Source organism: Nocardioides massiliensis (genome assembly GCF_030811215.1).
Lineage (GTDB): Bacteria > Actinomycetota > Actinomycetes > Propionibacteriales > Nocardioidaceae > Nocardioides_A > Nocardioides_A massiliensis.
In genome coordinates this window covers 1857750-1882109 of record NZ_JAUSQM010000001.1, presented here as the reverse complement: position 1 = coordinate 1882109, position 24360 = coordinate 1857750, and the positions used below count along the sequence as shown (strand labels likewise).

At 72.5% G+C, this 24360-nt stretch carries 24 protein-coding genes; 6 read left to right on the top strand and 18 right to left on the bottom strand.

The features are described 5' to 3' along the window. Window positions 1–2: 2 nt before the first annotated feature. The 4 genes from J2S59_RS09385 to groES all read right to left on the bottom strand — a co-directional run bounded on the left by J2S59_RS09385 (window position 3) and on the right by groES (window position 4616). Entirely contained in the window at window positions 3–1235 is a 1233-nt protein-coding gene (locus tag J2S59_RS09385; protein ID WP_068121553.1) for a Dyp-type peroxidase, read from the bottom strand. Beyond that, entirely contained in the window at window positions 1232–2473 is a 1242-nt protein-coding gene (locus tag J2S59_RS09380; protein WP_306825041.1) for a copper chaperone PCu(A)C, read from the bottom strand. Before J2S59_RS09380 ends, J2S59_RS09385 begins: the two co-directional genes overlap by 4 nt. Window positions 2474–2592: 119 nt before the next feature. Continuing rightward, window positions 2593–4215: a chaperonin GroEL gene (gene groL / locus J2S59_RS09375; protein ID WP_068117009.1), complete on the bottom strand. Its 1623-nt coding sequence runs from the start codon at window positions 4213–4215 to the stop codon at window positions 2593–2595. A 104-nt stretch (window positions 4216–4319) separates the two neighbouring features. Further along, window positions 4320–4616, bottom strand: a complete 297-nt coding sequence (gene groES, locus J2S59_RS09370) for a co-chaperone GroES (protein WP_068117014.1) — start codon at window positions 4614–4616, stop codon at window positions 4320–4322. A 216-nt stretch (window positions 4617–4832) separates the two neighbouring features. Here groES and J2S59_RS09365 point away from each other — a divergent pair, with 216 nt between their 5' ends. Then, window positions 4833–6041: a class I SAM-dependent methyltransferase gene (locus J2S59_RS09365; RefSeq protein ID WP_068117007.1), complete on the top strand. Its 1209-nt coding sequence runs from the start codon at window positions 4833–4835 to the stop codon at window positions 6039–6041. Window positions 6042–6102: 61 nt separating this feature from the next. On the opposite strand, the gene J2S59_RS09360 is transcribed toward J2S59_RS09365, so the two are convergent. The 3 genes from J2S59_RS09360 to J2S59_RS09350 form a co-directional block, all read right to left on the bottom strand. Next, a complete protein-coding gene (locus J2S59_RS09360) occupies window positions 6103–6690 on the bottom strand; it encodes a hypothetical protein (RefSeq protein ID WP_068117005.1) in 588 nt (195 codons plus the stop codon). A gap of 183 nt (window positions 6691–6873) precedes the next feature. Further along, window positions 6874–7485 (bottom strand): MBL fold metallo-hydrolase, encoded by a 612-nt coding sequence (locus J2S59_RS09355; protein WP_068117001.1) that lies wholly within the window; start codon window positions 7483–7485, stop codon window positions 6874–6876. Further along, complete coding sequence (locus J2S59_RS09350) at window positions 7482–8600, bottom strand: S-(hydroxymethyl)mycothiol dehydrogenase (RefSeq protein ID WP_068116999.1); 1119 nt, start codon at window positions 8598–8600, stop codon at window positions 7482–7484. Before J2S59_RS09350 ends, J2S59_RS09355 begins: the two co-directional genes overlap by 4 nt. A 223-nt stretch (window positions 8601–8823) precedes the next feature. Between J2S59_RS09350 and J2S59_RS09345 the strand changes: the two genes are divergently transcribed. After that, window positions 8824–9408 carry a SigE family RNA polymerase sigma factor gene (locus J2S59_RS09345; protein ID WP_181641501.1) on the top strand — a complete coding sequence of 195 codons (585 nt, stop codon included), beginning with the start codon at window positions 8824–8826 and terminating at the stop codon, window positions 9406–9408. Next, the gene (locus J2S59_RS09340) at window positions 9405–10631 is read left to right on the top strand and encodes a hypothetical protein (RefSeq protein WP_068116997.1); all 1227 of its coding nucleotides are present in this window, start codon (window positions 9405–9407) and stop codon (window positions 10629–10631) included. The genes J2S59_RS09345 and J2S59_RS09340 overlap by 4 nt, the downstream gene beginning before the upstream one ends. Window position 10632: 1 nt before the next feature. On the opposite strand, the gene tsaD is transcribed toward J2S59_RS09340, so the two are convergent. Genes tsaD through J2S59_RS09315 form a run of 5 tightly spaced genes read right to left on the bottom strand, consistent with a single transcriptional unit; the run spans window position 10633 to window position 14642 of the window. After that, window positions 10633–11679 (bottom strand): tRNA (adenosine(37)-N6)-threonylcarbamoyltransferase complex transferase subunit TsaD, encoded by a 1047-nt coding sequence (gene tsaD, locus J2S59_RS09335; RefSeq protein ID WP_068116995.1) that lies wholly within the window; start codon window positions 11677–11679, stop codon window positions 10633–10635. Continuing rightward, complete coding sequence (locus J2S59_RS09330) at window positions 11676–12149, bottom strand: GNAT family N-acetyltransferase (protein ID WP_246360086.1); 474 nt, start codon at window positions 12147–12149, stop codon at window positions 11676–11678. Before J2S59_RS09330 ends, tsaD begins: the two co-directional genes overlap by 4 nt. After that, on the bottom strand, window positions 12146–12808 hold the full coding sequence (gene tsaB, locus J2S59_RS09325; protein WP_181641500.1) for a tRNA (adenosine(37)-N6)-threonylcarbamoyltransferase complex dimerization subunit type 1 TsaB: 663 nt from the start codon (window positions 12806–12808) through the stop codon (window positions 12146–12148). The genes J2S59_RS09330 and tsaB overlap by 4 nt, the downstream gene beginning before the upstream one ends. Window positions 12809–12819: 11 nt before the next feature. Continuing rightward, window positions 12820–13482, bottom strand: a complete 663-nt coding sequence (locus J2S59_RS09320; protein WP_068116993.1) for a response regulator — start codon at window positions 13480–13482, stop codon at window positions 12820–12822. Then, window positions 13479–14642 (bottom strand): sensor histidine kinase, encoded by a 1164-nt coding sequence (locus J2S59_RS09315; RefSeq protein WP_306825040.1) that lies wholly within the window; start codon window positions 14640–14642, stop codon window positions 13479–13481. Before J2S59_RS09315 ends, J2S59_RS09320 begins: the two co-directional genes overlap by 4 nt. A 129-nt stretch (window positions 14643–14771) precedes the next feature. Here J2S59_RS09315 and J2S59_RS09310 point away from each other — a divergent pair, with 129 nt between their 5' ends. Both J2S59_RS09310 and J2S59_RS09305 read left to right on the top strand, forming a co-directional pair. Continuing rightward, complete coding sequence (locus J2S59_RS09310) at window positions 14772–15548, top strand: ABC transporter ATP-binding protein (RefSeq protein WP_068125141.1); 777 nt, start codon at window positions 14772–14774, stop codon at window positions 15546–15548. Beyond that, window positions 15545–16333, top strand: a complete 789-nt coding sequence (locus tag J2S59_RS09305) for an ABC transporter permease (RefSeq protein WP_306825039.1) — start codon at window positions 15545–15547, stop codon at window positions 16331–16333. Before J2S59_RS09310 ends, J2S59_RS09305 begins: the two co-directional genes overlap by 4 nt. Here the strand turns inward: J2S59_RS09305 and tsaE are convergent. Genes tsaE through glmS form a run of 6 tightly spaced genes read right to left on the bottom strand, consistent with a single transcriptional unit; the run spans window position 16304 to window position 23146 of the window. After that, window positions 16304–17293 carry a tRNA (adenosine(37)-N6)-threonylcarbamoyltransferase complex ATPase subunit type 1 TsaE gene (gene tsaE / locus J2S59_RS09300; RefSeq protein WP_068120294.1) on the bottom strand — a complete coding sequence of 330 codons (990 nt, stop codon included), beginning with the start codon at window positions 17291–17293 and terminating at the stop codon, window positions 16304–16306. The genes J2S59_RS09305 and tsaE overlap by 30 nt on opposite strands. Then, the gene (locus J2S59_RS09295) at window positions 17290–18339 is read right to left on the bottom strand and encodes an alpha/beta hydrolase (RefSeq protein ID WP_068120293.1); all 1050 of its coding nucleotides are present in this window, start codon (window positions 18337–18339) and stop codon (window positions 17290–17292) included. Before J2S59_RS09295 ends, tsaE begins: the two co-directional genes overlap by 4 nt. Further along, window positions 18336–19514, bottom strand: a complete 1179-nt coding sequence (alr, locus tag J2S59_RS09290) for an alanine racemase (protein ID WP_306441322.1) — start codon at window positions 19512–19514, stop codon at window positions 18336–18338. The genes J2S59_RS09295 and alr overlap by 4 nt, the downstream gene beginning before the upstream one ends. Next, complete coding sequence (locus J2S59_RS09285) at window positions 19511–20905, bottom strand: NAD(P)H-hydrate epimerase (RefSeq protein WP_068120289.1); 1395 nt, start codon at window positions 20903–20905, stop codon at window positions 19511–19513. Before J2S59_RS09285 ends, alr begins: the two co-directional genes overlap by 4 nt. A gap of 23 nt (window positions 20906–20928) precedes the next feature. Then, window positions 20929–21282: a holo-ACP synthase gene (locus J2S59_RS09280; RefSeq protein ID WP_068120287.1), complete on the bottom strand. Its 354-nt coding sequence runs from the start codon at window positions 21280–21282 to the stop codon at window positions 20929–20931. Between the two features lie 13 nt (window positions 21283–21295). Next, window positions 21296–23146 carry a glutamine--fructose-6-phosphate transaminase (isomerizing) gene (glmS, locus tag J2S59_RS09275; RefSeq protein ID WP_068120285.1) on the bottom strand — a complete coding sequence of 617 codons (1851 nt, stop codon included), beginning with the start codon at window positions 23144–23146 and terminating at the stop codon, window positions 21296–21298. A gap of 105 nt (window positions 23147–23251) precedes the next feature. On the opposite strand from glmS, the gene coaA reads away from it, so the two are divergent. Then, complete coding sequence (coaA, locus tag J2S59_RS09270; RefSeq protein WP_068120296.1) at window positions 23252–24220, top strand: type I pantothenate kinase; 969 nt, start codon at window positions 23252–23254, stop codon at window positions 24218–24220. Window positions 24221–24360 lie beyond the last annotated feature (140 nt).

The following is a 24360-nucleotide window of genomic DNA, read 5'->3' as shown; positions in this document are numbered from 1 at the left end:
GGTCACAGTGCGGGGGTGCCCAACAGCTCGCGCCCCACGTAGTCGCCGTCCTCGGGCGAGCAACCCCCCGGGACCGCCCACACGCCGGACCCGATCGTGGTCACCCACTCGTTGAGGCGGTCCTGCTCGGCGAGTCGCTGCTGGACCGGGACGAACTGGGCGACCGGGTCCGCTGCGAACGCGACGAACAGCAGTCCCGCCTCGACACCGTCCGGCGCCAACGCTGGATCTGCCTCGTCCCGAGTGTAGTTGTAGGGCCTGCGCAGGAATCGCTCGTCCGGCTTCTGCGGCTGCGCGCGCAGCACGTGGGCCGCCCGGTCGAGCACCGGGAGGCCACGATCATCGACCGCGTGGGGGTCGGGCGCATCGTGCTCCGCACCTCCCGTCAGCGGGGCGCCGTCGCTGAGCCGGCGACCGATCGTGTGCTCACGCGTGCTGCGCGACAGGCTCTCCCAGTCCACCAGGTCCATCGCGATCCGGCGCAGCACGAGGAACGTCCCGCCGCCCAGGCCGGGCAGGTCGCTCCACAGCAGCCGGTCGTGGTCACGATCGCGCTCGGAGAGGTTGACCGTCCCGTCGACCTGACCCATCAGGTTGCGCATCGTCGTCCCGGCCGGCTCGGCACCGCGGGCGCGACGGAACCCCTCCTGGGTCCAGCGCACCCGGGCGAACACGCGCGCGTCGCGTAGCAGCACCCGGCGGGTGTGGGCGAGCGTGACCGGGTCGTCGGCGCACAGCTGGACGACAAGGTCGGTCTGGCCCCACTGCGGGCGCAGCCGGTCGGTGGCGAAGTCCGGCAGCTCCGCGAAGTCGAAGCGGTGCCGTGGCGGCACGAGCTCGGCGACGACCCGTGGGCCGAACCCGAAGGTCGCCGTCAGCCGGGCCGGCAGCACCGCAAGCTCCCCCAGGGTGTCGGCCAGCGCCGGGCGCCCCTGGGAGAGCCGCGCGACGTCGTCGCTGAGCAGCCGCATCATCCGGGCCAGGCCGGCGCGGTCGACACCGGAGCGCAGGTCGAGGCCCAGGACGAGCGCGTGCGCCTGCGGTGGGGTCACGATGCCGGACTGGTGCCGACCGTGGAACGGCTCCCGCTCCCCGCCGTACGCCGGTGCGGGGGCGGCGTCAGCGGGCTCCGCGCCACGGTCGTGGGTGAGGTCACGCGCGGACCAGCCGACGAGCCCGCCGCCGAGGGCGGCACCTGCCTGGAGCAGGTGCCGCCGGCCGAGGTCGGAGCTCAATGGTCGTGATCCTCATGCGCGTCACCGTCCGCGTCACCGTGCTCGGCGTACTTCTCGTCGCCGGCGGGTGCCTGCTTGACGACCGCGGTGACGGTGGCGGTGGAGCCGTCGTCGAAGGTGAGCACGACCTCGACGTGCTCGCCGACCGCCAGCGGCCGGGTCAGCTCCATCAGCATGAGGTGGTCGGCACCAGGTGCGAGCTCGTGGCTGCCGCCGCCCGGGACGATGAATCCGCCGGCGCGCTCCTGCATGACCGCCTGGCCGCCGGACTCGACGACCTCGTGCAGCTCGACGGCGCCGGCGACGTCGCTGGTGGCTGCGACCAGCACGCGGTCCTCGGGGCCGGGGTTGACCAGGGTGCCGAACGCCGCGGTCATGGCGCCGTCGGCGGCACGGACCCAGAGGTCCTCGGCGCTGAGCGAGACGGCTTCGGCCGTGGCGGCAGCCGGGGGCGGCGGGTCGTCGTCGTGCGCGCAGCCGGTGGCGGTCAGTACGAGGGCCGCGGCCAGAGCCGTCGCGGCCAGTGGTGCGCGCAGGCGTGCACGCAAGGTGGCGATGGTCATCGAAGTCCTGTCGTCGTACGGCGCGTCCAGGCGCGCAGGGGGCGCCCGGACGAGCGCCGTACGACGGCTCAGGCCCGGACGAGGAGGAGTGCTGGGGAGGGGCGTCGACCGGGCGGCGCGCGCAACGACGGCACCGCGCACGCGTGACGACGGCTTGACCCGCTCGTCGTCGCTCGCCGGGAGCACCGACCGCAGGGCGGCCGGGACCGGCCGCAGGACCTGCAGCAGCCGGCGACCGAGGCCGACCACGGCCCACAGCACACCGCGCCAGGCGGCCTCGCTGCCGGAGGCGAGCACGGCGGTGAGCACCGCGGCGGCCAGGTGGCCCAGCAGCATGAGTGCCGGGTCGCCGTGCAGGTGGTGCGCTGACTGGCCGACGGTGACGTAGACCGAGTCGCCCGCGTGGCCGGCCGCGTCTGCCGTCATCGTCAGGTGCAGCAGACCCTGCGTCACCAGAGTGACGCCGAGCAGGAGGGAGGGCTCGAGTCGGTCACCGGCGAGCGCCACGCAGACCAGGACGGCCGCCACGACGACGCCCACGGTCGTGGTGAGCGACGGTGCCGCCGCTCCGGCCGCGACGTGCGCGAGCACCGCGCCGACCCCGCAGACGAGCCCCGCCATCGTCCCACGCGTACGCCGCAGCGCAGCAGCACGCACGGGGGCGCGGGTGAGCATCAGGCACCGCTCTCGCTCGGACGACAGGCGCGTCCATCGTAGGCGGGCCCGCGGACGACGCACGCCCCCGGCTCCGTGCGGAGCCGGGGGCGTGCGGGCTGTCGTGAAAAGCGGAACCGTCAGTGACCGTGGCCGTGGCCGTGGCCGGCCGCGGCGGTCTCGTCCTCGTCCTCGGGCTTCTCGACGATCAGCGTCTCGGTCGTGAGCAGCATGCCCGCGATCGAGGACGCGTTGGCCAGCGCGGCCTTGGTGACCTTGACCGGGTCGAGCACGCCCTGGGCGACCAGGTCGCCGTACTCGCCGGTCGCGGCGTTGTAGCCCTCGCCGACCTTGCCGGAGCGGACGTTGGCGACGACGACGTAGCCCTGCTCGCCGCCGTTCTCGGCGATCCAGCGCAGCGGCTCGTCGACGGCCTTGCGCACGACGCGGACGCCGATGGCCTCGTCGCCGCTCAGGCCGAGGTCACCGTCGAGCGCGGAGGCGGCGTGGACGATGGCGGAACCGCCACCGGCGACGATGCCCTCCTCGATCGCGGCGCGGGTCGCGGAGACCGCGTCCTCGATCCGGTGCTTCTTCTCCTTCAGCTCCACCTCGGTGGCGGCGCCGACCTTGATCACGCACACGCCGCCGGCGAGCTTCGCGAGGCGCTCCTGGAGCTTCTCGCGGTCCCAGTCGGAGTCGGTGTTGTCGATCTCGGCCTTGATCTGGCTGACGCGCCCCTCGACCTCGGCCGCGTCGCCCGCGCCCTCGACGATCGTGGTGGTGTCCTTGGTGACCACGACGCGCCGGGCCTGGCCCAGCACCTCGAGACCGACCTGGTCGAGCTTGAGGCCGACCTCGGGGGCGATGACCTGACCACCGGTCAGGGTCGCGATGTCCTGCATCATCGCCTTGCGGCGGTCGCCGAACGCCGGGCTCTTCACCGCGACGGCGTTGAAGGTGCCGCGGATCTTGTTGACGACCAGCGTCGAGAGCGCCTCGCCCTCGACGTCCTCGGCGAGGATGAACAGCGGCTTGCCGGCCTGGATGACCTTCTCCAGCAGCGGGAGCAGCTCGGCGATGGCCGAGATCTTGCCCTGGTGCAGGAGGATGTAGGGGTCGTCGAGGACGGCTTCCATGCGCTCCGCGTCGGTGACGAAGTACGGCGACAGGTAGCCCTTGTCGAACTGCATGCCCTCGGTGAAGTCGAGCTCGGTGCCCATGGTGTTGGACTCCTCGACGGTGATGACACCGTCCTTGCCGACCTTGTCGAAGGCCTCGGCCAGCAGCGAGCCGATGTGCGCGTCGCGCGAGGAGACGGTCGCGACCGCGGCCATGTCCTCCTTCGAGTCGATGTCGCGCGCCGACTTCAGCAGCGCCTCCGACACCGCCTCGACCGCGGCGTCCATGCCGCGCTTGAGACCGAGCGGGTTCGCGCCGGCAGCCACCGCACGCAGACCCTGGTGCACCATCGCCTGAGCGAGCACGGTCGCGGTCGTCGTACCGTCACCGGCGATGTCGTTGGTCTTGGTCGCAACCTCCTTGGTGAGCTGCGCACCGAGGTTCTCGAACGGGTCGTCCAGCTCGACCTCACGCGCGACGGTCACACCGTCGTTGGTGATGGTCGGGGCGCCCCACTTCTTGTCGAGGACGACGTAGCGGCCCTTGGGGCCGAGCGTCACCTTGACCGCGTTCGCGAGCGCGTCGACGCCGCGCTCGAGCGAGCGGCGTGCGTTCTCGTCGAACTCCAGAATTTTGGGCATGTGTTTCTCCTTGTCGAAAACGGTGTGGCGTCAGCGACGCACAAAGACAGCAGCCCGCCAGGGATCGCAGGGATCTTCTGGCGGGCAGCCGAAGTGCCAGTTCGTCAGGAGACGATGGCCAAGACGTCACGCGCGGACAGGATGAGGTACTCCTCGCCGCCGTACTTGACCTCGGTGCCGCCGTACTTGCTGTAGATGACCTTGTCGCCGACGCTGATGTCCATCGGGACGCGCTCGTCACCGTCGTCGTTGAAACGGCCGGGACCGACCGCCACGACCTCGCCCTCCTGGGGCTTCTCCTTGGCGGTGTCCGGGATCACGAGGCCCGAGGCAGTGGTCTGCTCGGCGTCGACCTGCTTGACGACGATCCGGTCCTCGAGGGGCTTGATGCTGACCGACACGATGTCGACCTCCACTTTCGCTGAAGTGATTCGCGTGTTGTCGATTGGGGGTGCTCATGGCCGGCGCGCCGTCGCGGGGGTCGCGCCACACGAGCTGGCACACTCACGCGGAGAGTGCCAATCCGAAATCTAGGCCGCGGTTAGCACTCGGTCAAGTCGAGTGCCAACACCTCAGGCGTGGGGGCGCCACAGCGACCGTCCTGGTTGGATGACGGCGTGGATCCCGACGCGTTCGCCTGGCTGCTCACCCCACCCGGTCAGCAGCTTCTCGCCCGGGCCGAGCAGGCGTGCGCGGAGCATGCGGACCCGGTCGCCCGCGCCGAGGCCGTACGCCGCACCGGTGCGTCCGCCGAGCGGGCGACGACCGCCCTCGCCCAGGCCGAGCTGCGGATCCGCGCGGTGGCGAAGTTCGGCGAGCTCGCGTCGCGGATGTACTTCACTCCCGACGGCCTCGAGCAGGCGACGCGGCTGCCGGTGGCCCGCCATCGGGCTGGGCGCCTCACCGCGGCGACCCCGCACTCCCTGCTCGACCTCGGCTGCGGCATCGGCGGCGACCTCGTCGCCTTCGCGGACGCGGGTCTGACCGCGGCCGGCGTCGACACCGACCCGCTGCGGGTGGCGATCGCCCGCGCCAACCTCGAGGCCCTCGACCTGCCCGGAGCGGTCCAGGTCGCCGACGGCACGACTCTCGACCTCTCCCCCTTCGACGTGGTGTACGCCGACCCGGCCCGCCGCGGGGCGCGAGGACGTGTCTTCGACGCCGAGGGGTGGACGCCGCCGTGGTCGTTCATCACGTCGCTGCTGCGCCGCGCCTCGGTCGTGAAGCTCGCGCCCGGTCTGGATCACGACCTGGTCCCGGGCGGTATCGAGGCCGAGTGGGTCAGCGACCGCGGCGACGTGAAGGAGGCCGTGCTGTGGTCGTCGTGGCTGGCGACCTGTGCGCGACGCGCAACGGTGCTCGGCGCCGGCGGTCTCGCCACCCTCACCGAGGAGGACGACCCCTGGCACCTCACCCCCGCCGACCGCCCCGTCGGGGACGTCGGCGCCTTCCTCTACGAGCCGGACGGCGCGGTGATCCGCGCCGGCCTGGTCACGGCCGTGGCCGCGGGCGTCGATGGCCGGCTGGTCGACCCGCGGATCGCCTGGGTGACGGCGGATGCGGCGTACTCCACCCCCTTCGCGCGCGGCTACCGCGTCGTCGAGGAGGTGCCGTTCCGGGAGAAGCCGTTGCGCGCCGCCTTGCGCGCGCGCGGGATCGGGGCGCTCACCATCAAGACCCGCGGCGTCGCGGTGACGCCCGAGCAGCTGCGCCCCCGGCTTGCCCTGCGCGGCGACAGCGCCGCCACGCTCGTCCTCACGCGCGTGGCCGACAAGGGCTGCGCGTTCCTGGTCGAGCCGCTCAGCCCCGCGCAGACCGCCCCCTAACGTCATACGCCCCCGGGGCTATAGCTCCGGGGGCGTATGACGTCCTGCGAGACGGCGTGGGTCAGACGGTGGTGACGCCCGCCTTGCGCTCCTCCTCGGCGCGCTTGGCGTGCCGCATCCCGAGACCGGCGAGGATCAGCAGCAGGACCGCGCCGACGAAGGCACCGATGGCGGCGTACCCGGCGATCGTGCCCATCGTGGCGAACGCGTAGCCGTAGAGCAGCAGGCCGCGCAGGGTGTTGCCCTTGAACGCGGTGTCGCGCTGGGCGTTCACCTGCGCGCACTCCTCGCTCTCGGGGTCGGCGCACGCCTCGCGCTGGACCGCGCCGAGCGAGTTGTAGGTCTCGCCACCGGTGGCGGCCTCCATGTGCCGGAGGATGTAGTTGTCGGCGTAGGCCTTGGCCTTCGGACCGTTGTCGAGGGGCTCACCGGCGAACTCACGCAGCGCGTCCCGGTCCTCGTCGGTCAGCGCCTCGTCGGCATCGATCGCCTCCTCGGTCGGCATGACGATCTCCTGGTCGGAGAGCTGCTGGTCGACCTGGTCGCCGATGAACATGCTGGCCCAGGTGAGCAGTCCGCCCGCGACGAGCAGGACGAGGGCGAGCAGGATTCCAGTCCAGGAGATGAGCCGGTCGAGTGCCGCGCGCATGAGATTTCCTTCCGTTGTGAGGGGCTCTTTCCCCTCCCGAGAACAACGTACGAAGACCGCGCCTACCCGGCCTACCGCTCAATGACACGTGTCAGTGGGCCTTTGGTCCCGAGCAGACGACAACGGTGTCGTCTGGTGCCACCTGCTGACACCAGACGACACCGTTGAGGGGTCGCGGTCGGGCTACTCCCCGAGCGTCGCCTTCTCCGCGCCGATCGTCGTGTCGTCACCGTGGCCGGTGTGGACGACCGTGTCGTCGGGCAGCGGGAAGAGCCGGGTGCGGATGGAGGACTTGATCAGGTCCTCGTCGGAGTACGAGCGTCCGGTCGCTCCCGGACCACCGTTGAACAGCGTGTCGCCGGTGAAGACGCACCCCAGGTCGGGGGCGTAGAAGCAGACCGCGCCCGGAGCGTGCCCGGGCGTGTGGATGACCTGCAGCGACGTGCCGCCGATCTCGATGGTGCGGCCGTCGGTGAGGTCGGCGTCCCACAGCTCGTCGGGGTGGGTGAGCTCCCACAACGGCTTGTCGTCGGGGTGCAGCAGCAACGGCGCCTGCGTCCGCTCCCGCAGCGCCGGAGCGACCCGCACATGGTCGTCGTGGGCGTGGGTGAGCAGGATCGCGCGCACGGTGCGGTCGCCGACGACCGCCATGATGCCGTCGACGTCGTGCGGGGCGTCGATGACGACGCACTCGGTGTCGTCGCCCACCACCCACACGTTGTTGTCGACGTCGAAGGTCTGCCCGTCGAGGCTGAAGGTGCCCGACGTGGTGCCGTGATCGATGCGTGCGGTCACTTGAGGATCACCACCGAGCGGAGCACGTCACCGTGGTGCATCTTCTCGAAGGCCGCCTCGATGTCGTCGATGCCGATCTCCTCGGTGACGAACGCGTCCAGGTCGAGCCGCCCCTGCTGGTAGAGGTCGACCAGCATCGGGAAGTCGCGCTCGGGCAGGCAGTCGCCGTACCAGCTGGACTTCAGGGCACCGCCGCGGCCGAACACGTCGATCAGCGGCAGCTCGGGCACCTGCATGTCGGGCGTGGGGACTCCCACGAGGACCACGACGCCGGCGAGGTCGCGGGCATAGAACGCCTGCTTCCAGGTCTCCGGGCGACCGACCGCCTCGACGACCACGTCGGCGCCCTCGGCGCCCTCGTAGGTCTCGGCGCAGATGCGCTTGATCTCCTCCACCGCGTCGACCTGGGACGAGTCGACCGTGTGGGTGGCGCCGAGCTTCTTGGCCGCCTCGAGCTTCTTGGCGTCGATGTCGACCGCGATGATCGGGCTGGAGCCGGCGAGCGCAGCGCCCGCGACCGCGGCCACGCCCACACCGCCGCAGCCGATGACCGCGACCGACTTGCCGCGGGTCGCGGCCCCGGTGTTGATCGCCGCACCGATGCCGGCCATCACGCCGCAGCCGAGCAGGCCGACCGCCGCCGGGCGGGCCGACTCGTCGACCTTGGTGCACTGACCGGCCGCGACCAGGGTCTTCTCCGCGAACGCGCCGATGCCCAGCGCCGGGGAGAGCTCGGTGCCAGCGTCCGGACCCTCGGCGAGCGTCATCTTCTGCGTCGCGTTGTGCGTGGCGAAGCAGTACTCCAGCTGGCCGCGCTTGCAGGCGCGGCACTCACCGCAGACCGCGCGCCAGTTGAGGACGACGAAGTCACCGGGCGCGATCGCCGTGACGCCCTCCCCGACGGCCTCGACGACACCCGCCGCCTCGTGACCGAGGAGGAACGGGAAGTCGTCGTTGATGCCGCCTTCGCGGTAGTGCAGGTCGGTGTGGCAGACCCCGCAGGCCTGCACCTTCACCACTGCCTCGCCCGGCCCCGGGTCGGGCACGTTGATCGTGACCACCTCGACCGGCTCGCCCTTGGCTCGTGCCACCACTGCGCGTACCTGCTGCGCCACGTCTCCTCCTCAAGCTCGCTGCAGGACCACTCCGTCCCGCTGCCCCCACCCTAGTGACCATGGGCACGCCACCGGCAGGGCGGCGAGCACCCCGATGCAACCTGCGACGCGCCCCTCGCGTCTTGGTGTCGACACTGGTCCACCGGCCGGTGGACCAGGAAGGATGGAGGGGCCGATGCAGGCACGAGATGCCGCGGCCGGCATACCCGTACGGGAGGTGGGCATGGCCGGCGAGACCGACCGGGTGGCGAGCAGTCGGGCGGCTGACCGCGACGCCGAGTTCGCCTCCTACATGGCCGCGCGCCAGCCGTCGCTGTTGCGGACGGCGTACCTGCTCAGCGGGGACCGGCACACCGCCGAGGACCTCGTGCAGACCGCGCTCGCCAAGCTGTATCTGTCGTGGGACAAGGTGCGCGACCAGCAGGTGATCGACGGCTACGTCCGCCGGATCCTCGTCAACGAGCACAACTCCCTGTGGCGCCGCGCGTGGAAGCGCCGTGAGCACGCCAGCGACGCGTTGCCCGACCGGGCGTACGCCGACGTGCCCGATGACGGCCTCCAGGCCGCGCTGTGGGACTTCGTGCAGACCCTGCCCCGCAAGCAGCGGGCCGTGGTGGTGCTGCGCTACTACGAGGACATGAGCGAGGCGGAGATCGCCCAGGTGCTGGGGATCTCCCCCGGCACCGTGAAGTCGCAGGCCTCCCGTGCCCTGGCAACCCTGCGCGGCCGCGCCACCGAGACCCAGGCGCTGGCCGGCTACCGCTCCGACCCGACAGAGACCGACCGAGAGGGGGAGGAGGCCCGATGAGTCCCCTCGACGAGCTGGACCTGGTGCGCACGCTGCGCACCCAGGCGGACCGACCGGACCTCACCCCGATCGGACTCGACGACATCAAGTCCACCGCCCGCGGCATCCAGCGCCGCCGGCGCATCGGCACCGGGCTCGCCGCGCTGGCGATCGTCGCCGGCGCGGCGGTGCCCGGCGCGTTGCTGCTCGGCAACGAGGGCTCGCGGGTCGACGACCCGATCGACGAGCCCGCCGTCGTGCAGCTGGACTACGGCCGCGTGGTCCCGCTCGACCTGCGCGACGCGGAGCCGGGCGAGCCTCCGGCGACCACCGGGTTCGTCGTCGACGGTCAGACGCTGCGCCTCGGCGACCTGCAGGTCGACGACCTCGGCACCACCCAGCAGGCCGTGCCGCTCGGGGACGGGTGGTTCGTGCAGGGCTACGTGCAGGGCGAGGACCGCTACGGCTGGATCCTCGACGCCGACGGTGCGGTCACCGACGGGTTCCCCTCGGCCGCGCCTGCCCACGACCCCGCCACCGGGCGTACGGCGTACGTCGTGCGGGAGGGGGACACCGCAGAGCTGGTCGTGGTCGACGCCGATGGCGTCGAACTGTGGCGCGCGGACCTGTCCGACGGCACCGTCCCGCGCGGCTTCGCCGGCGACGACGTCATCACCCTGGTCGAGCCGGCCACCAAGGCGGAGTCACCCACGCTGCAACGGATCTCCCCCGACGGCACCGCGACCCCGATCGGCACCCCGCCGGAGGGCTTCGAGGGTCTCGACGCCGCCACCGGACGCGTGACCGCGCAGGTCGACGTCCGCGCCGACAACACCGGCTGCTTCGCGGTGATCGACGTCGCGACCGGCCAGCCGGCCTGGGAGCGCACCTGCGAGCAGGGGCTGCGCGACTTCAGTCCCGACGGCCGCTTCCTCAGCGCAGGGCCGGCCTATCGCAGCGGAGGGGGCGACCCGGGCATCTCGGTGCTGGACGCCACCACCGGGGAGACGGTCGTGGACTTCACGGCCCCACAGGGCCTGCAGTTCTTCGTGATCCAGTCAGCGTGGGAGGACGCGGACTCGCTGCTGGTGAGCGTCGACCAGAGCGACGGGGAGGGCCCGGCGGAGTACGCCGTGCTGCGCCTCGACCTCGACGGCACCGTGGAGCTGGTCTCCGAGGTGCTGCCCTGGTCCGAGAACGCCGACCAGCGCCTCACCCTGCTGCACCCACAGGCCCAGGGCTGAGTCAGCCCCGGACCTCGGACGGCGGCAGCGAGGAGTCGACGGCCAGGTCCAGGCCCGAAGGCTCCTGGCCGGCGGCGACCACGGCAGCACCGAGAGCGGCGATCATCGCGCCGTTGTCGGTGCACAGCCGTGGTCGTGGCGTGCGCAGCCGGACTCCCGCCGCCTCGGCGCGGGTCGCGGCCATCTCCCGCAGCCGGGCGTTGGCCGTGACTCCCCCGCCGACCACCATGTCGGTGATGCCGTGCTGCTTCGCGGCGTCGAACGCCTTGCGGGTGAGCACGTCGCAGACGGCTTCGCGGAAGGATGCCGCGACGTCGGCGACCGGCACCGGCTCTCCGGCGGCCTCCTTCGCCTCGACCCAGCGCGCGACCGCGGTCTTGAGGCCGGAGAACGAGAAGTCGTAGCGGTGCCGCTCGAGGTCGCGCTGCGAGGTCAGCCCGCGCGGGAAGCGGATCGCCGAGGGGTCACCGTCGACGGCGACCGCGTCGATGCTCGGCCCGCCCGGGTAGGGCAGGTCGAGCAGCCGGGCGACCTTGTCGAAGGCCTCGCCCGCGGCGTCGTCCAGCGTCCCGCCGAGCTCCTCGACGTCGGACGCGATGTCGGCCACGCGCAGCAGGTTGGTGTGGCCGCCGGAGACCAGCAGGGCAAGGCACTCAGGAGGCAGCGGACCGTGCTCGAGCTGGTCGACGGCGACGTGGCCGACGACGTGGTTGACGCCGTACAACGGCTTGCCGAGGCTGACCGCGAGCGCCTTGGCAGCAGCGACGCCGACGAGCAGCGCACCCGCGAGTCCGGGGCCGCTGGTCACGGCGATCGCATCGACGTCCCACAGGCTCACCCCCGCCTCGTCGCACGCGCGCTCCAGCGTCGGGACCATCGCCTCGAGGTGGGCGCGGGAGGCGACCTCGGGCACGACGCCGCCGAAGCGGGCGTGCTCCTCGACGCTGGAGGCCACGGCGTCGGCGAGCAGGGTGGTGCCGCGCACGAGACCGACGCCGGTCTCGTCGCACGAGGACTCGATGCCCAGCACCAGTGGCTCGTCCTTCACTGCGTTCCTCCCGGGAGTGCGAGGTCGCGCCGCAGCACCAGCGCGGCACTGCCGTCGCGGTAGTAGCGCGGGCGTACGTCGATCGGGGTGAAGCCGCGCGCGGTGTAGAACGCGACGGCTCCTGCGTTGGCGTCGCTGACCTCGAGCAGCATCCGGTCGGCGCCGGCCGCTCGGGCATGGGCGACCGCGTCGCCGAGCAACGCCGTGGCGACACCGGTGCGCCGCGCGGACGGGTCGGTGGCGATGCGCAGCAGGTCGGCGACGTCGCCGGCGACGAGCACGTCGGCGTAGCCGACCATGCTCCCGGCGTCATCGGTCGCCACGCGCAGCTGCCGGCCCGGGCCGGTGAGCTCGGCGCGCAGGGAGCCCGTGTCCCAGGCGTCAGCGCCGAAGCAGGCGTGCTCGAGCGCGGCGAGCGCCGCCAGGTCGGCCGCTTCTCCGGCACGCAGCGCGACCGTCACGGTGCTCACGAGACCCGCCGGCGCGGCGTGGGCTCGACCGCGTCGGGCCGGCGGAGGTAGAGGGGTTCGGGATCGCGCAACTCGACCCGCTCGGCGGCGACGACCTCGGCGAGCACGGCCGCCGACGGCCGCTCCGGACCCCGGACGTCACCGAACGCGACGGGGTAGAGACGCCCGCCCTCCCCGACGACCGGCAGCGCGCGCAGCTCGGCCGGCAGATCGGCAGCGGCACCCACCTGCGGACCGTCGAGACGCACCACCTGCTCACCCGGACCCGCGACGTCGTACGCCGCCCAATAGACCTCCTTGCGCCGCGCGTCGCTGGCGACCAGGAAGCGGCCCTCGACCACCCCGGTGTCGGCGGCCTGTGCGGCGAGGACGTCGAGCGTGCACACGCCGTACGTCGGGATCCCCAGCACCGCGGCCATCGTGCGCGCCGTGACGATGCCGACGCGCAGGCCCGTGAAGGGTCCCGGCCCCGTGCCGACCGCGATCGCGGTGACGTCGCGGGGCGTCGCGTCGACGGCGGCGAGCACCTCGGCGATGGCCGGTGCGAGCTGCTCGCCGTGGCGCATCGGGTGATCACCGCCGGCGCTCGCCACGACGCGTTCGTCGTCGCGCAGGGCGACGGTGACGTCGGGGGTGGCGGTGTCGAGGGCGAGGAGCACGAGGCCCAAGCCTACGGCCTGGGCGGGGTGAGCAGTCCGAGGTGCAGCGCCCGGAGCACCGCCCGGGTGCGGTCCTTGACCCCGAGCTTGGCCAGGACGGTGGAGATGTGGTTCTTCACGGTGCCCTCGGCGAGGAACAGCGCCTCGGCGACCTCGCGGTTGGTGAAGCCACTGGCGAGCAACCGGAGGATCTCGGTCTCGCGCGAAGTCAGCGACTGCGGGGTGGGCAGGTGGCTGAAGCCGTCGGGCAGCGGCTCGGCGTCGATGTGGCGCAGCAACCGGTCGGTCAGCGCGGGCTGGACGAGCGTCCCGCCGGCAGCCAGCACCCGGATCGCTTCGACGAGCTCCTCGAGGGTGACGTCCTTGAGCAGGTAGCCCCTGGCGCCCGCACGCAGCGCGCGCAGCACCAGCTCGTCGTCGTCGAACGTGGTCAGGACCAGGACCGCGACGCTGCTTCCCGCCTCACGCAGTGCCTCTAGCGTCGCGATGCCGTCCCGGCCGGGCATGCGGAGATCGAGCAGGAGGACGTCGGGGCCCGCGGTCTCGACGACGGTCAGCGCCTCGTCACCGTCGCTGGCCCGTCCGACGACCTCGACCTCGTCGCTCAGGGCCAGCAGGCTCTCGATGCCCTGCCGCACGATGGTCTGGTCGTCGGCGATGCAGACCCGGATCATGCGGGCGTCGCCTGCCGCGCTGGGAGCTCGACTCGGACCCGGAACCCCGAGGTCCCGTCGAGCTCGACCGTCCCGCCGATCTCGGCGACCCGTTCGGTCAGCCCGCGCAACCCATTGCCCGGCACGATGACGCCGCGGGGCACCCCGACCCCGTCGTCCCATGCCTCCAGGCAGACCCGGCGTCCGTCCCCGCCGAGGCGGATCCACAGGTGCGCCGCAGCGGAGTGGCGGATGGCGTTGGTGGTGACCTCCTGCACGATGCGCACCAGCGCTGCAGCACGGTCGTCGTCGAGGTCCACGTCCGGGTCGACGTCGAGATGCACCTGCGGCCGTGGCACCTCCGTGACGATGCCGACCAGGGCGGACGCAAGGTCGAAGGAGCGGTGTCGCTCGTTGCCGACGACGGCCCGCACGTCGCCGAGCAGCTCCTTGGCCAACCCCCGCGCCCGGAGCACGTGCTCCTCAGCCGCACCCTCGACCCGGTGCGAGGCGATCTCGAGCTCGAGCGCCAGCGCAGCGAGCTGGTGGCCGAGGACGTCGTGCAGGTCCCGAGCGATCCGCAGTCGCTCCTGCGCCTGGCTCGACTCGGCCAACAGCGCCGAGGTGCTGCGCAGCGCGACGTGGGCGGCCGAGACCTCCTCGAGCGCTGCCTCCACCCGTTGCTGGCTCCACACCGCGGCGGCGCTGCCGGCTTGCAGCAGCGCGTAGAGCACGGCGACCAGGACGACCTCCGATGTCCGAGCAGGATGGCCCACCAACGGGCCGAGACCCGCCGCGGCGGCCGCGATGACGGCGGAGTTCCCGACGATGACGACGGTGAGACCGCGTACGCCCAGGTGGTAGGCGCAGATGGCGGTGCTCACCACCACCAGGATCGCGACCATCCCCCCGCGGCTGGGGGAGAGCAGGACCAGCACCGCTGCCGCCCCCACCGGAGGGGCCACCAGCAGCAGCCGCTGCGCCGGCTCCCGCGAGCGCCCCACCATCACTGCAGCGAGCAGCAGGCCGACGACGAACACGACGAAGGTCAGCAGCCAGCCGGCGAAGTACCCGCCCGTTGCGTGTGCCAGGACCGAGCTCGCCTCCACACCCCCGATCAGCAGGCAGACGACGAGCATGCTCGCGCCCGCCCAGAGCTCCACCCGGTCGTTGTGCTGCATCGGCTCAGCCTAGGGAAGCCGAGGCCAGCCGGCAGGTGCCGAAGGTCATGGGTGCGGGTGGTGACGATCGGCAGATGTGCCGGCTCCGTTCGGCTCCTAGCGTCCTCGGCACCGATGAAGGGGGAACCGATGCCGGTTGTCGAGATCACCGACCTGCGCAAGACGTACGGCGGTCGTGCCGTCGTCGACGGCGTGAGCCTGGCGGTCGAGCGCGGCGAGATCTTCGGGGTCCTGGGCCGCAACGGCGCCGGGAAGACGACGACGGTCGAGTGCGCCCTCGGGCTGCGCAGGCCCGACGGTGGCCAGGTGCGGGTCTTCGGACTCGATCCCCGCACCGAGCGCGCCCGGGTCCAGCAGGTCGTCGGCGCCCAGCTGCAGGCCACCCACCTGCACCCGAGCCTGACAGTGATGGAGCTGGTGCGGTTGTATCGCTCGTTCTATCGCGAGGGCGCGGACCCGGAGCAGCTGGTGGAGCGGCTGGGTCTGGGCAAGGTCCGCGACTCACGCTACGAGAAGCTCTCCGGCGGCGAGGGTCAGCGGCTGAGCATCGCGCTCGCGCTGGTCGGCCGACCGCGCCTGGCCGTGCTGGACGAGCTCACCACCGGGCTCGACTCCTCGGCTCGGCGTGGGGTGTGGCAGCTCGTGGAGGAGATGCGCGACGACGGCACCACCATCGTGCTCGTCAGCCACGACATGGCCGAGGTCGAACGCCTCTGCGACCGGGTCGCGATCCTCGACACGGGGAAGGTCGTCGCCCTCGACAGCCCGGCAGGGCTGGTGCGGCGCGTGGCCGCCGACGTACCCGCCACCGACTTCCGCGCGACCACGGTGACCCTCGACGACGCGTTCCTCCAGCTCACCGGTCACGAGCTCGGTGAGCCCGGGCAGCCCGACGAGAGGCCATGACGATGACCGACCCCCGCATCGAGCTTCCCGCCCCCCGTCCGTTGCCGGCGGCCGCCTGGGGCCAGCTGCTCCTCGCCGAGGCTCGGATGACGGCCCGGGACACCTCCGGGCTGATCCTCCCGATCGGCATGCCGTTCCTGCTCCTGGTGATGAACGGGATCGGCCAGGACGGCGACCAGCGCCTGGCCGACGGCTCCACCGTCATGAACGCCATCCTCATGCCGCTGACCGTGACGATGGTGGTGGCGCTGGTCGGGGTGGTGAACATGCCGTCCTTCCTGGCGACCTATCGCAAGTACGGCGTCCTCAAACGGCTCGCGGTCACGCCTGCCCGACCCGTGATGATCCTGCTCGCGCAGGTCGCCGTCAGCCTCGCGCAGGTCCTGATCGGCGTCGGGCTGATGTTCGGTGTGGGCGCCGCGTTCTTCGGCGTGACACCGCCCGCGCGCCTCGGGTGGGCGCTGCTCGTCGGCGTCCTGCTGCTCACCGCCATGTATGGCGTCGGCATCCTCATCGCCGCCGTGGCCCCGTCGGTCAACGCCGCGCTCGCCCTCGGACTCGGCGCGTTCTTCGTCATGCTCGCGCTCGGGGGCGGCTTCGGTCCGGCGGAGAACCTGCCGGGAGTGCTGCAGACGATCGGGGAGTCCTTGCCGTACGGCGCGGGCAACGCGGCGCTGTCGGACGTGTGGGTCGGCGAGCGGCCCGAGCCGGCCCACATCGCCGCACTCGGCGGGTGGGGGGTGGTGACCGGTGGCCTAGCGGCCCGGCTCTTCCGCTGGGTGTGACCGTGCGCCGGTCAGCACCGCCCGCAGACCGGCGCCCACCCAGCGCCGTCCGACCGGGGTGACCACCAGCTCGCGGGGGTCGGTGTCGTCGAGATCGTCGTTGTCGACGAGAGCGTCGCTGCCGCGGCGGCGACGCAGGGTGATCTCGAGCCGGTCCTCGGCCAGCGCCTCGGCCATCTGCTCCCCCCACTCCACGACGGCGACGGAGGTCGCGAGCGCGGTGTCGAGGTCGAGGTCGTCGAGCTCGTCGATCCCCCCGAGGCGGTAGGCGTCCACGTGCACCAGGCCCGGCCCGTCGCCCAGCGAGGGATGGGTGCGGGCGAGGATGAAGGTGGGCGAGGTGACCTGCCCGCGCACGCCGAGCCCCTCTCCCAGGCCCTGGGTGAAGGTGGTCTTGCCGGCGCCGAGGTCGCCGGTGAGGATCAGCAGGTCGCCGGCGCGCAGCAGGCCGGCCAACCGGGCACCCGCGGCGCGGGTGTCCTCGGCGGTGGCGAGGTCGATGGCGACCGGGAGCTCGCGTGCCATCGTCAGGTGGGGACCGGCACGGTCGATCACGGCGTACCCGAGGTTGCGCCAGAACTCCACGTTGTGCGGGAGCTCGACGCGGGCACCGAGCTCGACCCCGCTGTGGCCCCGGGTGTGCGCCTCGTCCTCGGCGGCCTGGGCCATGGCGACCGCGATGCCCTCGCCCTGGTGGGTCGGCAGCACCGACACCCGGTGCAGGCCCAACCGCTCGCCGTGGTCGGCGAGCAGGATCGTGCCGACGACCGACCCGTCCGGCCCGAGCGCGACCAGCGCCCCCGATCCGTCGACCACCCGGCCCACCGAGGCGGCGGTCTCCTCGAGCTGGGTGGAGGGTGGGTCGAGGGCGGGTCGTGCGGCGAACGCGGTGTGGATGACTTCGACCATGGCGGGCACGTCGGCGGGGACGGCGCGGCGGACGCGTGCGGCGCCGGTCATCGTGCGCTCGCCCGCTCGACCAGGGTCGCCAGGGCTGCGTTGACCTCGTCGGGCTGCTCGAGGATCACCATGTGACCGGCACCCTCGCACTCGATGAGATCCGCGGTCGGCAGCAACGAGGCCATCTTGCGCGAGTGCCCGATCGAGGTGAGCTTGTCGCGGGTGCCGCAGACGATCACGGTCGGGACGTGCGCGAGCGAGTCGAGCACCGTGAACTTGTCGAGGCGCCCGAAGTTGTCGAAGAACTCCGCCAGCACCTCGAACGACGTCTGCGCGATCATCTCGTCGACGAAGATCGCGGTCGCGGGGTCGGGCCGCTCGCCGAAGGCGAACATGCTGATCACGCGCGTGCCGATCTCGGTGCCGCGGCGCCGGGCGAGGTCGACCGCCGCCGGCACCCGCGACAGTGCCGCCATCGCACGGGGTGCGAGGGTGCCGGAGAGGTCGGCGGGCAAGAAGGGCGCCAGCACGCGACCCGGGTTGAGCCCACCTGCCGTGGTCGATACCAGGGCGACGCCGACGACCTTCTCGCCGAACAGCTCCGGACGCTCCTCGGCCAGCGCCAGCAGCGTCATCCCGCCCATCGAGTGGCCGACCAGCACGACCGGTCCCGGGCAGGCCTCGTCGATGACGCGCGCGAGGTCGCGGCCGAGCTGCTCGATGGTGGCGTTGTCGATCTCAGAGCGCTCGGATCGGCCGTGGGAGCGCTGGTCGTAGAGGACCGCACGGATCCCCGCCTTCCGGGCCCACGCACGCTGGTGGTGCCAGCAGTCGTGGTTGAGGGCGTAGCCGTGGACGAAGACGATCGTCAGCTCGCCCGCGTCGCCGTTCGGCTGCTCACCCGGCTCGTCGACCTCCACGTGCAGACCGACACCGTCACCCGCGCGCACCGTGCGCACCTCCCCCCGCAGCGAGCCGAGTCGGTCGATGGACCCCTGCAGCCGGGAGCGGCGGCGCGTGTGGGCGCGCTCGGCCACGACTCCGGCCGCACCGGCGGCAGCGACCAGCCCGCCGAGCCCCAGGGCGATCCGGCGCAGGGTGCTCACCGGGTGTCCTCCTCGGCGTGGGCGCCGACGTAGCGCCGCTGTTGACGCCCCCGCATGCGGGTGACGATCTCGTAGCCGATCGTGCCGGCGGCGTCGGCCCAGTCCTGGGCGCTGGGCGCACCGTCGGCCGACCCGAGCAGCGTCACCGGGTCACCGGCGCGGGCGGGGATCCCGCCGTCGGCCGGGTGTCCCAGCTCGACGACGAACTGGTCCATGCAGATGCGACCGCGCACCGGTGCCCGGCGTCCGCCGACCAGCACCTCGGCACCGCGGCCGTCCGGTCCGGAGGAGGCGTGGCGCGGGATCCCGTCGCCGTACCCCAGCGGCACCAGGCCGACGACGGTGTCGCGGGGCGCGCGCCAGGTGTGGCCGTAGGAGACGGCCTCGCCCGCGGCGACAGGCTTCACCAGCACGAGGTGCGAGCGCACCGTCATCGCCTGGCGCAGGCCGAGCTCGGTGGCGGTGCCGAGCACGGGGTCGGGGGTGAGGCCGTACGCCGCGATGCCGCACCGAACGAGGTCCCAGTGTGCAGACGGCCGGACCAGGGTGGCCGCCGAGTTGGCGAGGTGGCGCACCTCGAAGCGCAGGCCGGCGTCCTCGGCGACGGAGACCGCCCGGGCGAAGACCCCCTCCTGGGCGCCGTTGGCGGGGTGGTCGGGCTCGTCGGCGCAGGCGAGGTGGGACCACATGCCGGTGACCTCGACCTCGCCGGAGCGCTGGGCGTCGAGCGCTGCCTGCACCACCGCCGGCCACGCGGTCTCGGTCGCGCCGCCCCGGTGCAGGCCGGTGTCGATCTTCAGCTGCAGCCGGGCACGCACGCCGGTGTCGCGGGCCGCCGCCCGCACGTGCTCCACCTCCGCGACGGAGTACGCCGTGAGGTCCAGCCCGGCGCGTACCCCCGCACGCACGTCCTCCCCCGGCACGGTGAGCCAGGTCAGGATCCGGCCGGTGTCGCCGGCCTCGCGCAGCGCCAGCGCCTCCTCGAGGACGGCGGCGCCGAGCCACGGTGCACCGGCGCGCCGCGCGGCCCGGGCGACCGGGACCATCCCGTGGCCGTAGCCGTCGGCCTTGACGACGACCATCAGCCGCGCGGGGCCGGCGGCCGCGGCGAGGCGGCGGACGTTGGCCTCGATCGCGTCCAGGTCGACGACGAGCTCGGCACGAGCGACACTCACCACGGACCGTCCTCGGGGTCGGTCAGCAGGCGGCGCACGGTGCCCGGGATCGCCCTGGCGAGCTGCGAGGCGGTCAGCGGACCGTCCGCGGCGAGCTCGGACGCGGCGGCGCCGGCCACCCAGGAGCCCACGGCGCCGGCGAGCACCGGTTCCAGACCGGCCGCCATCAGTGCGCCGCACAGGCCGCCGAGCACGTCTCCGGCACCGGCGGTCGCCAGCCAGGGCGTGCCGGTGGTGTTGACGTAGACCCGTCCGCCGGGCTCGGCGACCAGGGTGCGGCGACCCTTGAGCAGCACCGCGGCGCCGAACCGGTCGGCTGCCTCCCGTGCGTGGCGCAGTGGCGCGGTCTCCACGTCGTCGCGTGGGACGTCCAGCATCGCGGCGAGCTCCCCGGCGTGCGGCGTGAGCAGCGCCGGGACCGGCGGCGGCGCGTCGAGGTGCCGCAACCCGTCGGCGTCGATGAGCACGGGCACCTCGTCGGCGAACGCGTCCGCCAGCGCCTCCGCCGCCTCGTCGCCACCCCCGGATCCGACCACCCATGCCTGCACGCGTCCGGCGCCCACGATCTCGGGCGCGACGGCCAGCACCTGGTCGGTCGCGCTGCCGACGTAGCGCACCATCCCGACCAGCCCGCTGGAGGCACCGAGCGCGCTGAGGACCGCGGCTCCCGGATAGGTCGCGGAGCCGACCCGCAGCCCGACGACGCCACGGGTGTATTTGTGGGCGTCCGGCGTCGGGCGCGGCAGCAGGGCTCGAACCTCGGGTGCTTGGAGGGCGACCACATCGGCACGGGGCAGGTCGAGTCCGAGATCGACCAGGTGCACCGCACCGCAGGCCTGCGCGGCCGGGTCGATCAGGTGACACGGCTTGAGCGTCCCGAACGTGACGGTCAGGTCGGCGACGACGTGTGCCTCCGGTGTCTCGCCGGTGTCGACGTCGACCCCCGACGGCACGTCCACCGCCACCACCGGCGCATCGACCATGTCGAGCACGGCCATCGCCTCGGCCCGCAGACCCGGCGTGCCCCCGATCCCGACGATGCCGTCGACCACCACGTCCGTGTCGCGCACCTGCGCGGGCTCGACCACCTGGCCACCCGCTGCGCGGTACGCCGCGAGCCCCGCGGCGTGGGTGCGCTCGCCCCCCAGCAACACCGCGTCGACCTGCGCGCCGCGGCGCGCGAGGCTGGCTCCGGCGTACAACGCGTCACCGCCGTTGTTGCCGGCACCGACGAGGAGCAGGACGCGTGCGCCGTACACACGTCCAAGGAAGTCCGCGAGCGCGCTGGCGAGACCGCCGGCGGCGCGCTGCATCAGCGCACCGTCGGGGACGCGGGCCAGCACGACGTCCTCGGCGGCGCGCACCTGCTCGACGGTGTGGGCCTCACGCATGTCGTCAGCCTATTCCTGGGAGCTCAGGACTCGAGGACCACGACCGCGCTGGCGATCCCGGCGTCGTGCGAGAGCGACACGTGGCTGCTGGTGACGCCGAGCTCCGCGGCGCGTATCGCGACGGTGCCGCGCAGCTGCAGGTGCGGGCGCCCCGAGTCCTCGCAGACGACCTCGGCGTCCAGCCACGACAGGCCGACCGGGGCGCCGAGCGCCTTGGCGACCGCCTCCTTCGCGGCGAACCGCGCCGCGAGTGAGGCGATGCCGAGCTCCTGCTCCGCGGGGGTGAAGAGCCGTAGGCGCATCGCCGGTGTCCGCTCGAGGGTGGCGGCGAACCGGTCGATGTCGACCACGTCGATGCCGACGCCGACTACAGCCATCGGGCGACCGACTTCACTCGACGGTGACGGACTTGGCGAGGTTGCGCGGCTGGTCGACGTCGTGGCCACGGAGCGTGGCGAGCTCGCACGCGAACAGCTGCAGGGGCACGACGGAGAGCAGCGGCTGCAGCAGCGTCGAGACCTTCGGCAGCCGGATCAGCCGGTCGGCGTACGGCGTGATCTCGTCGTCGTCGTCCTCGGCCAGGCAGATGGCGGTGGCACCGCGCGCCTTGATCTCCTGGATGCCGCTGATCATCTTGTCGTGCAGCTGGTCGCGCCCGCGGGGCGGGACGACGCAGAAGACCGGCAGGCCGTCCTCGATGAGCGCGATCGGGCCGTGCTTGAGCTCGCCCGCGGCGAACCCCTCGGCGTGGATGTAGGCGAGCTCCTTGAGCTTCAGCGCGCCCTCGAGCGCGACCGGATAGCCCGCGTGGCGGCCGAGGAAGAGCACCGAGGTGGCATCGACGTACTCGCGGGCGAGGGCGTAGACCTCCTCGGCGTTGTCGAGCACGGTCTGGATGTGCTGCGGCATGGTCTCGAGCTCGCGCACGATCATCGCGATCTCGTCGCCGAACCGGGTGCCGCGGACCTGGGCGAGATAGAGGCCGAGCAGGTAGCAGGCGATGAGCTGCGTCAGGTAGCCCTTGGTGGAGGCGACGCCGATCTCGGGGCCGGCGTGGGTGTAGATGACCGCATCGGACTCGCGCGGGATCGTCGAGCCGTTGGAGTTGCAGATCGCCAGCACCTTGGCGCGCTGGGCGCGGGCGTAGCGGATGGCCATGAGCGTGTCGGCGGTCTCGCCGGACTGGCTGATCGCGACCACGAGGGTGTCGCGCGTGAGGATCGGGTCGCGGTAGCGGAACTCTGAGGCGAGCTCGACCTCGCAGGGGATGCGGGTCCAGTGCTCGATGGCGTACTTCGCGACCAGGCCGGCGTAGAACGACGTCCCACACGCGATCACGATGATCTTGTCGACCTCACGCAGGTCGTCCTCGGAGATCCGCACCTCGTCGAGCTGCAGCGCACCGGTGGCCGTGTGGCGGCTCAGGAGGGAGGCGGCGACCGCGTCGGGCTGCTCGAAGATCTCCTTGCGCATGAACCAGTCGAACCCGTCCTTCTCCGCCGCGGAGAGGTCCCAGGTGACGTGGTAGGGCTTGCCTTCGGCCGGGGTGCCGTCGAAGTTGGTGACGCTGACGTCCTCGGCGGTGATCGTGACGACCTGGTCCTGGTCGAGCTCGAGCGCCTCGCGGGTGTAGGGGATGAACGCCGCGACGTCGGAGGCGAGGAAGTTCTCCCCCTCGCCCAGCCCGACCACGAGGGGCGAGTTGCGCCGCGACGCGACCACCCGGGCCGGGTCCTGGGCATCGATCGCGACGAGGGTGAAGGCACCCTCGAGGCGGCGCGAGACCTCCTGCATCGCCGTGGTGAGGTCGGCACCCGCGACGACCGCGCGGTCGAGCAGGTGCGCGGCGACCTCGGTGTCGGTCTCGGACGCGAAGTGGTGCCCCTCGGCCTCGAGCTCGTCGCGGAGCCGGGCGAAGTTCTCGATGATCCCGTTGTGGATCAGCGCGACCCGCCCGCTGCCGCCGAGATGGGGGTGGGCGTTGACGTCGTTGGGCGCGCCGTGGGTCGCCCACCGGGTGTGACCGATGCCGGTGCTGGACGCGGGCAGCGGACTCTCGGCGAGCGCCTTCTCCAGGTTGGCGAGCTTGCCGGCCCGCTTGTCGCTGGCGATGGCGCCGGCCGCGGTGTCGACGACAGCGACGCCGGCGGAGTCGTAGCCCCGGTACTCCAGCCGCCGCAATCCCTCGATCACGACCTCGCGCGCCTCCCGGGCGCCCACGTATCCCACGATCCCGCACATGCGCCTCAGGGTACGCCGCGCGCGGGCCCGCTCCCGCCTCCGCGCGCGGGCGTTGGGACCCAGGTCACGTCGGGGCACGCGCCGCCGTACGCAAGAATGCCGGACATGTCGCGGCCCGCCCCTACGCCCGAGACGCGCGAGACCTCTCCCTACATCGAGCTGGAGCGAGCCGCGTGGGCCGCGCTGGCGGCTAACAACGAGCAGCCGCTGAGCCAGGAGGAGATCGAGCGGGTCCGCGGCCTGGGCGACGAGCTCGACCTCGACGAGGTGCGCCAGGTCTACCTGCCGCTGTCGCGCCTGCTGAGCCTCTATGTGAGCGCGGCCGGCGGGCTGCACCGGGCGCAGGAGGAGTTCCTCGACCGCCCGACGCCGCCGCGTACGCCGTTCGTCATCGGCCTGGCCGGGTCGGTCGCCGTCGGCAAGTCCACGACCGCGCGCGTGCTGCGCGAGATGCTCGCGCACTGGCCCGAGCACCCCAGCGTCGCGCTGGTCACCACCGACGGGTTCCTGCTCCCCAACGCCGAGCTCGAGCGCCGCGGCCTGCTCCAGCGCAAGGGCTTCCCGGAGTCCTACGACCGCAAGGCGCTGCTGCGCTTCGTCGTCGACATCAAGTCCGGCAAGGACGAGGTCGAGGCGCCGGTCTACTCCCACCTGACCTACGACGTCGTGCCGGACGAGCGGATCGTCGTACGCCGCCCCGACATCGTGATCATCGAGGGGCTCAACGTCCTCCAGCCCGCACGCGTGGGAGCCGACGGCCGCACCGGGCTCGCGGTCAGTGACTTCTTCGACTTCTCGGTCTACGTCGACGCCTCCGCGGGCGACATCCGGCGGTGGTACACCGAGCGATTCCTGCGCCTGCGGAAGACCGCCTTCCGCAACCCGGCGTCCTACTTCGCGAAGTACGGAGCGATGAGCGTCGAGGAGGCGCGCGGCGAGGCGGCACGGATCTGGGACTCGATCAACGGTCCCAACCTGCGCGAGAACGTCGCTCCAACCCGCTCACGCGCGACGCTGGTGCTGCGCAAGGACTCCGACCATTCGGTCCGTTATGTCCGGCTTCGCAAGCTCTGACCGGATGACATTGATGTAATTCTGCAGAATTTCTCGGCGTGTCGGCTTGACTGCCGAAGGGACTGGGGTAGCGCGATCCGTCCTCGGGTCGCTAGCCTCACGAGTCACACCGGTCCCAACGGGCTCATCAGCCCCGCCGT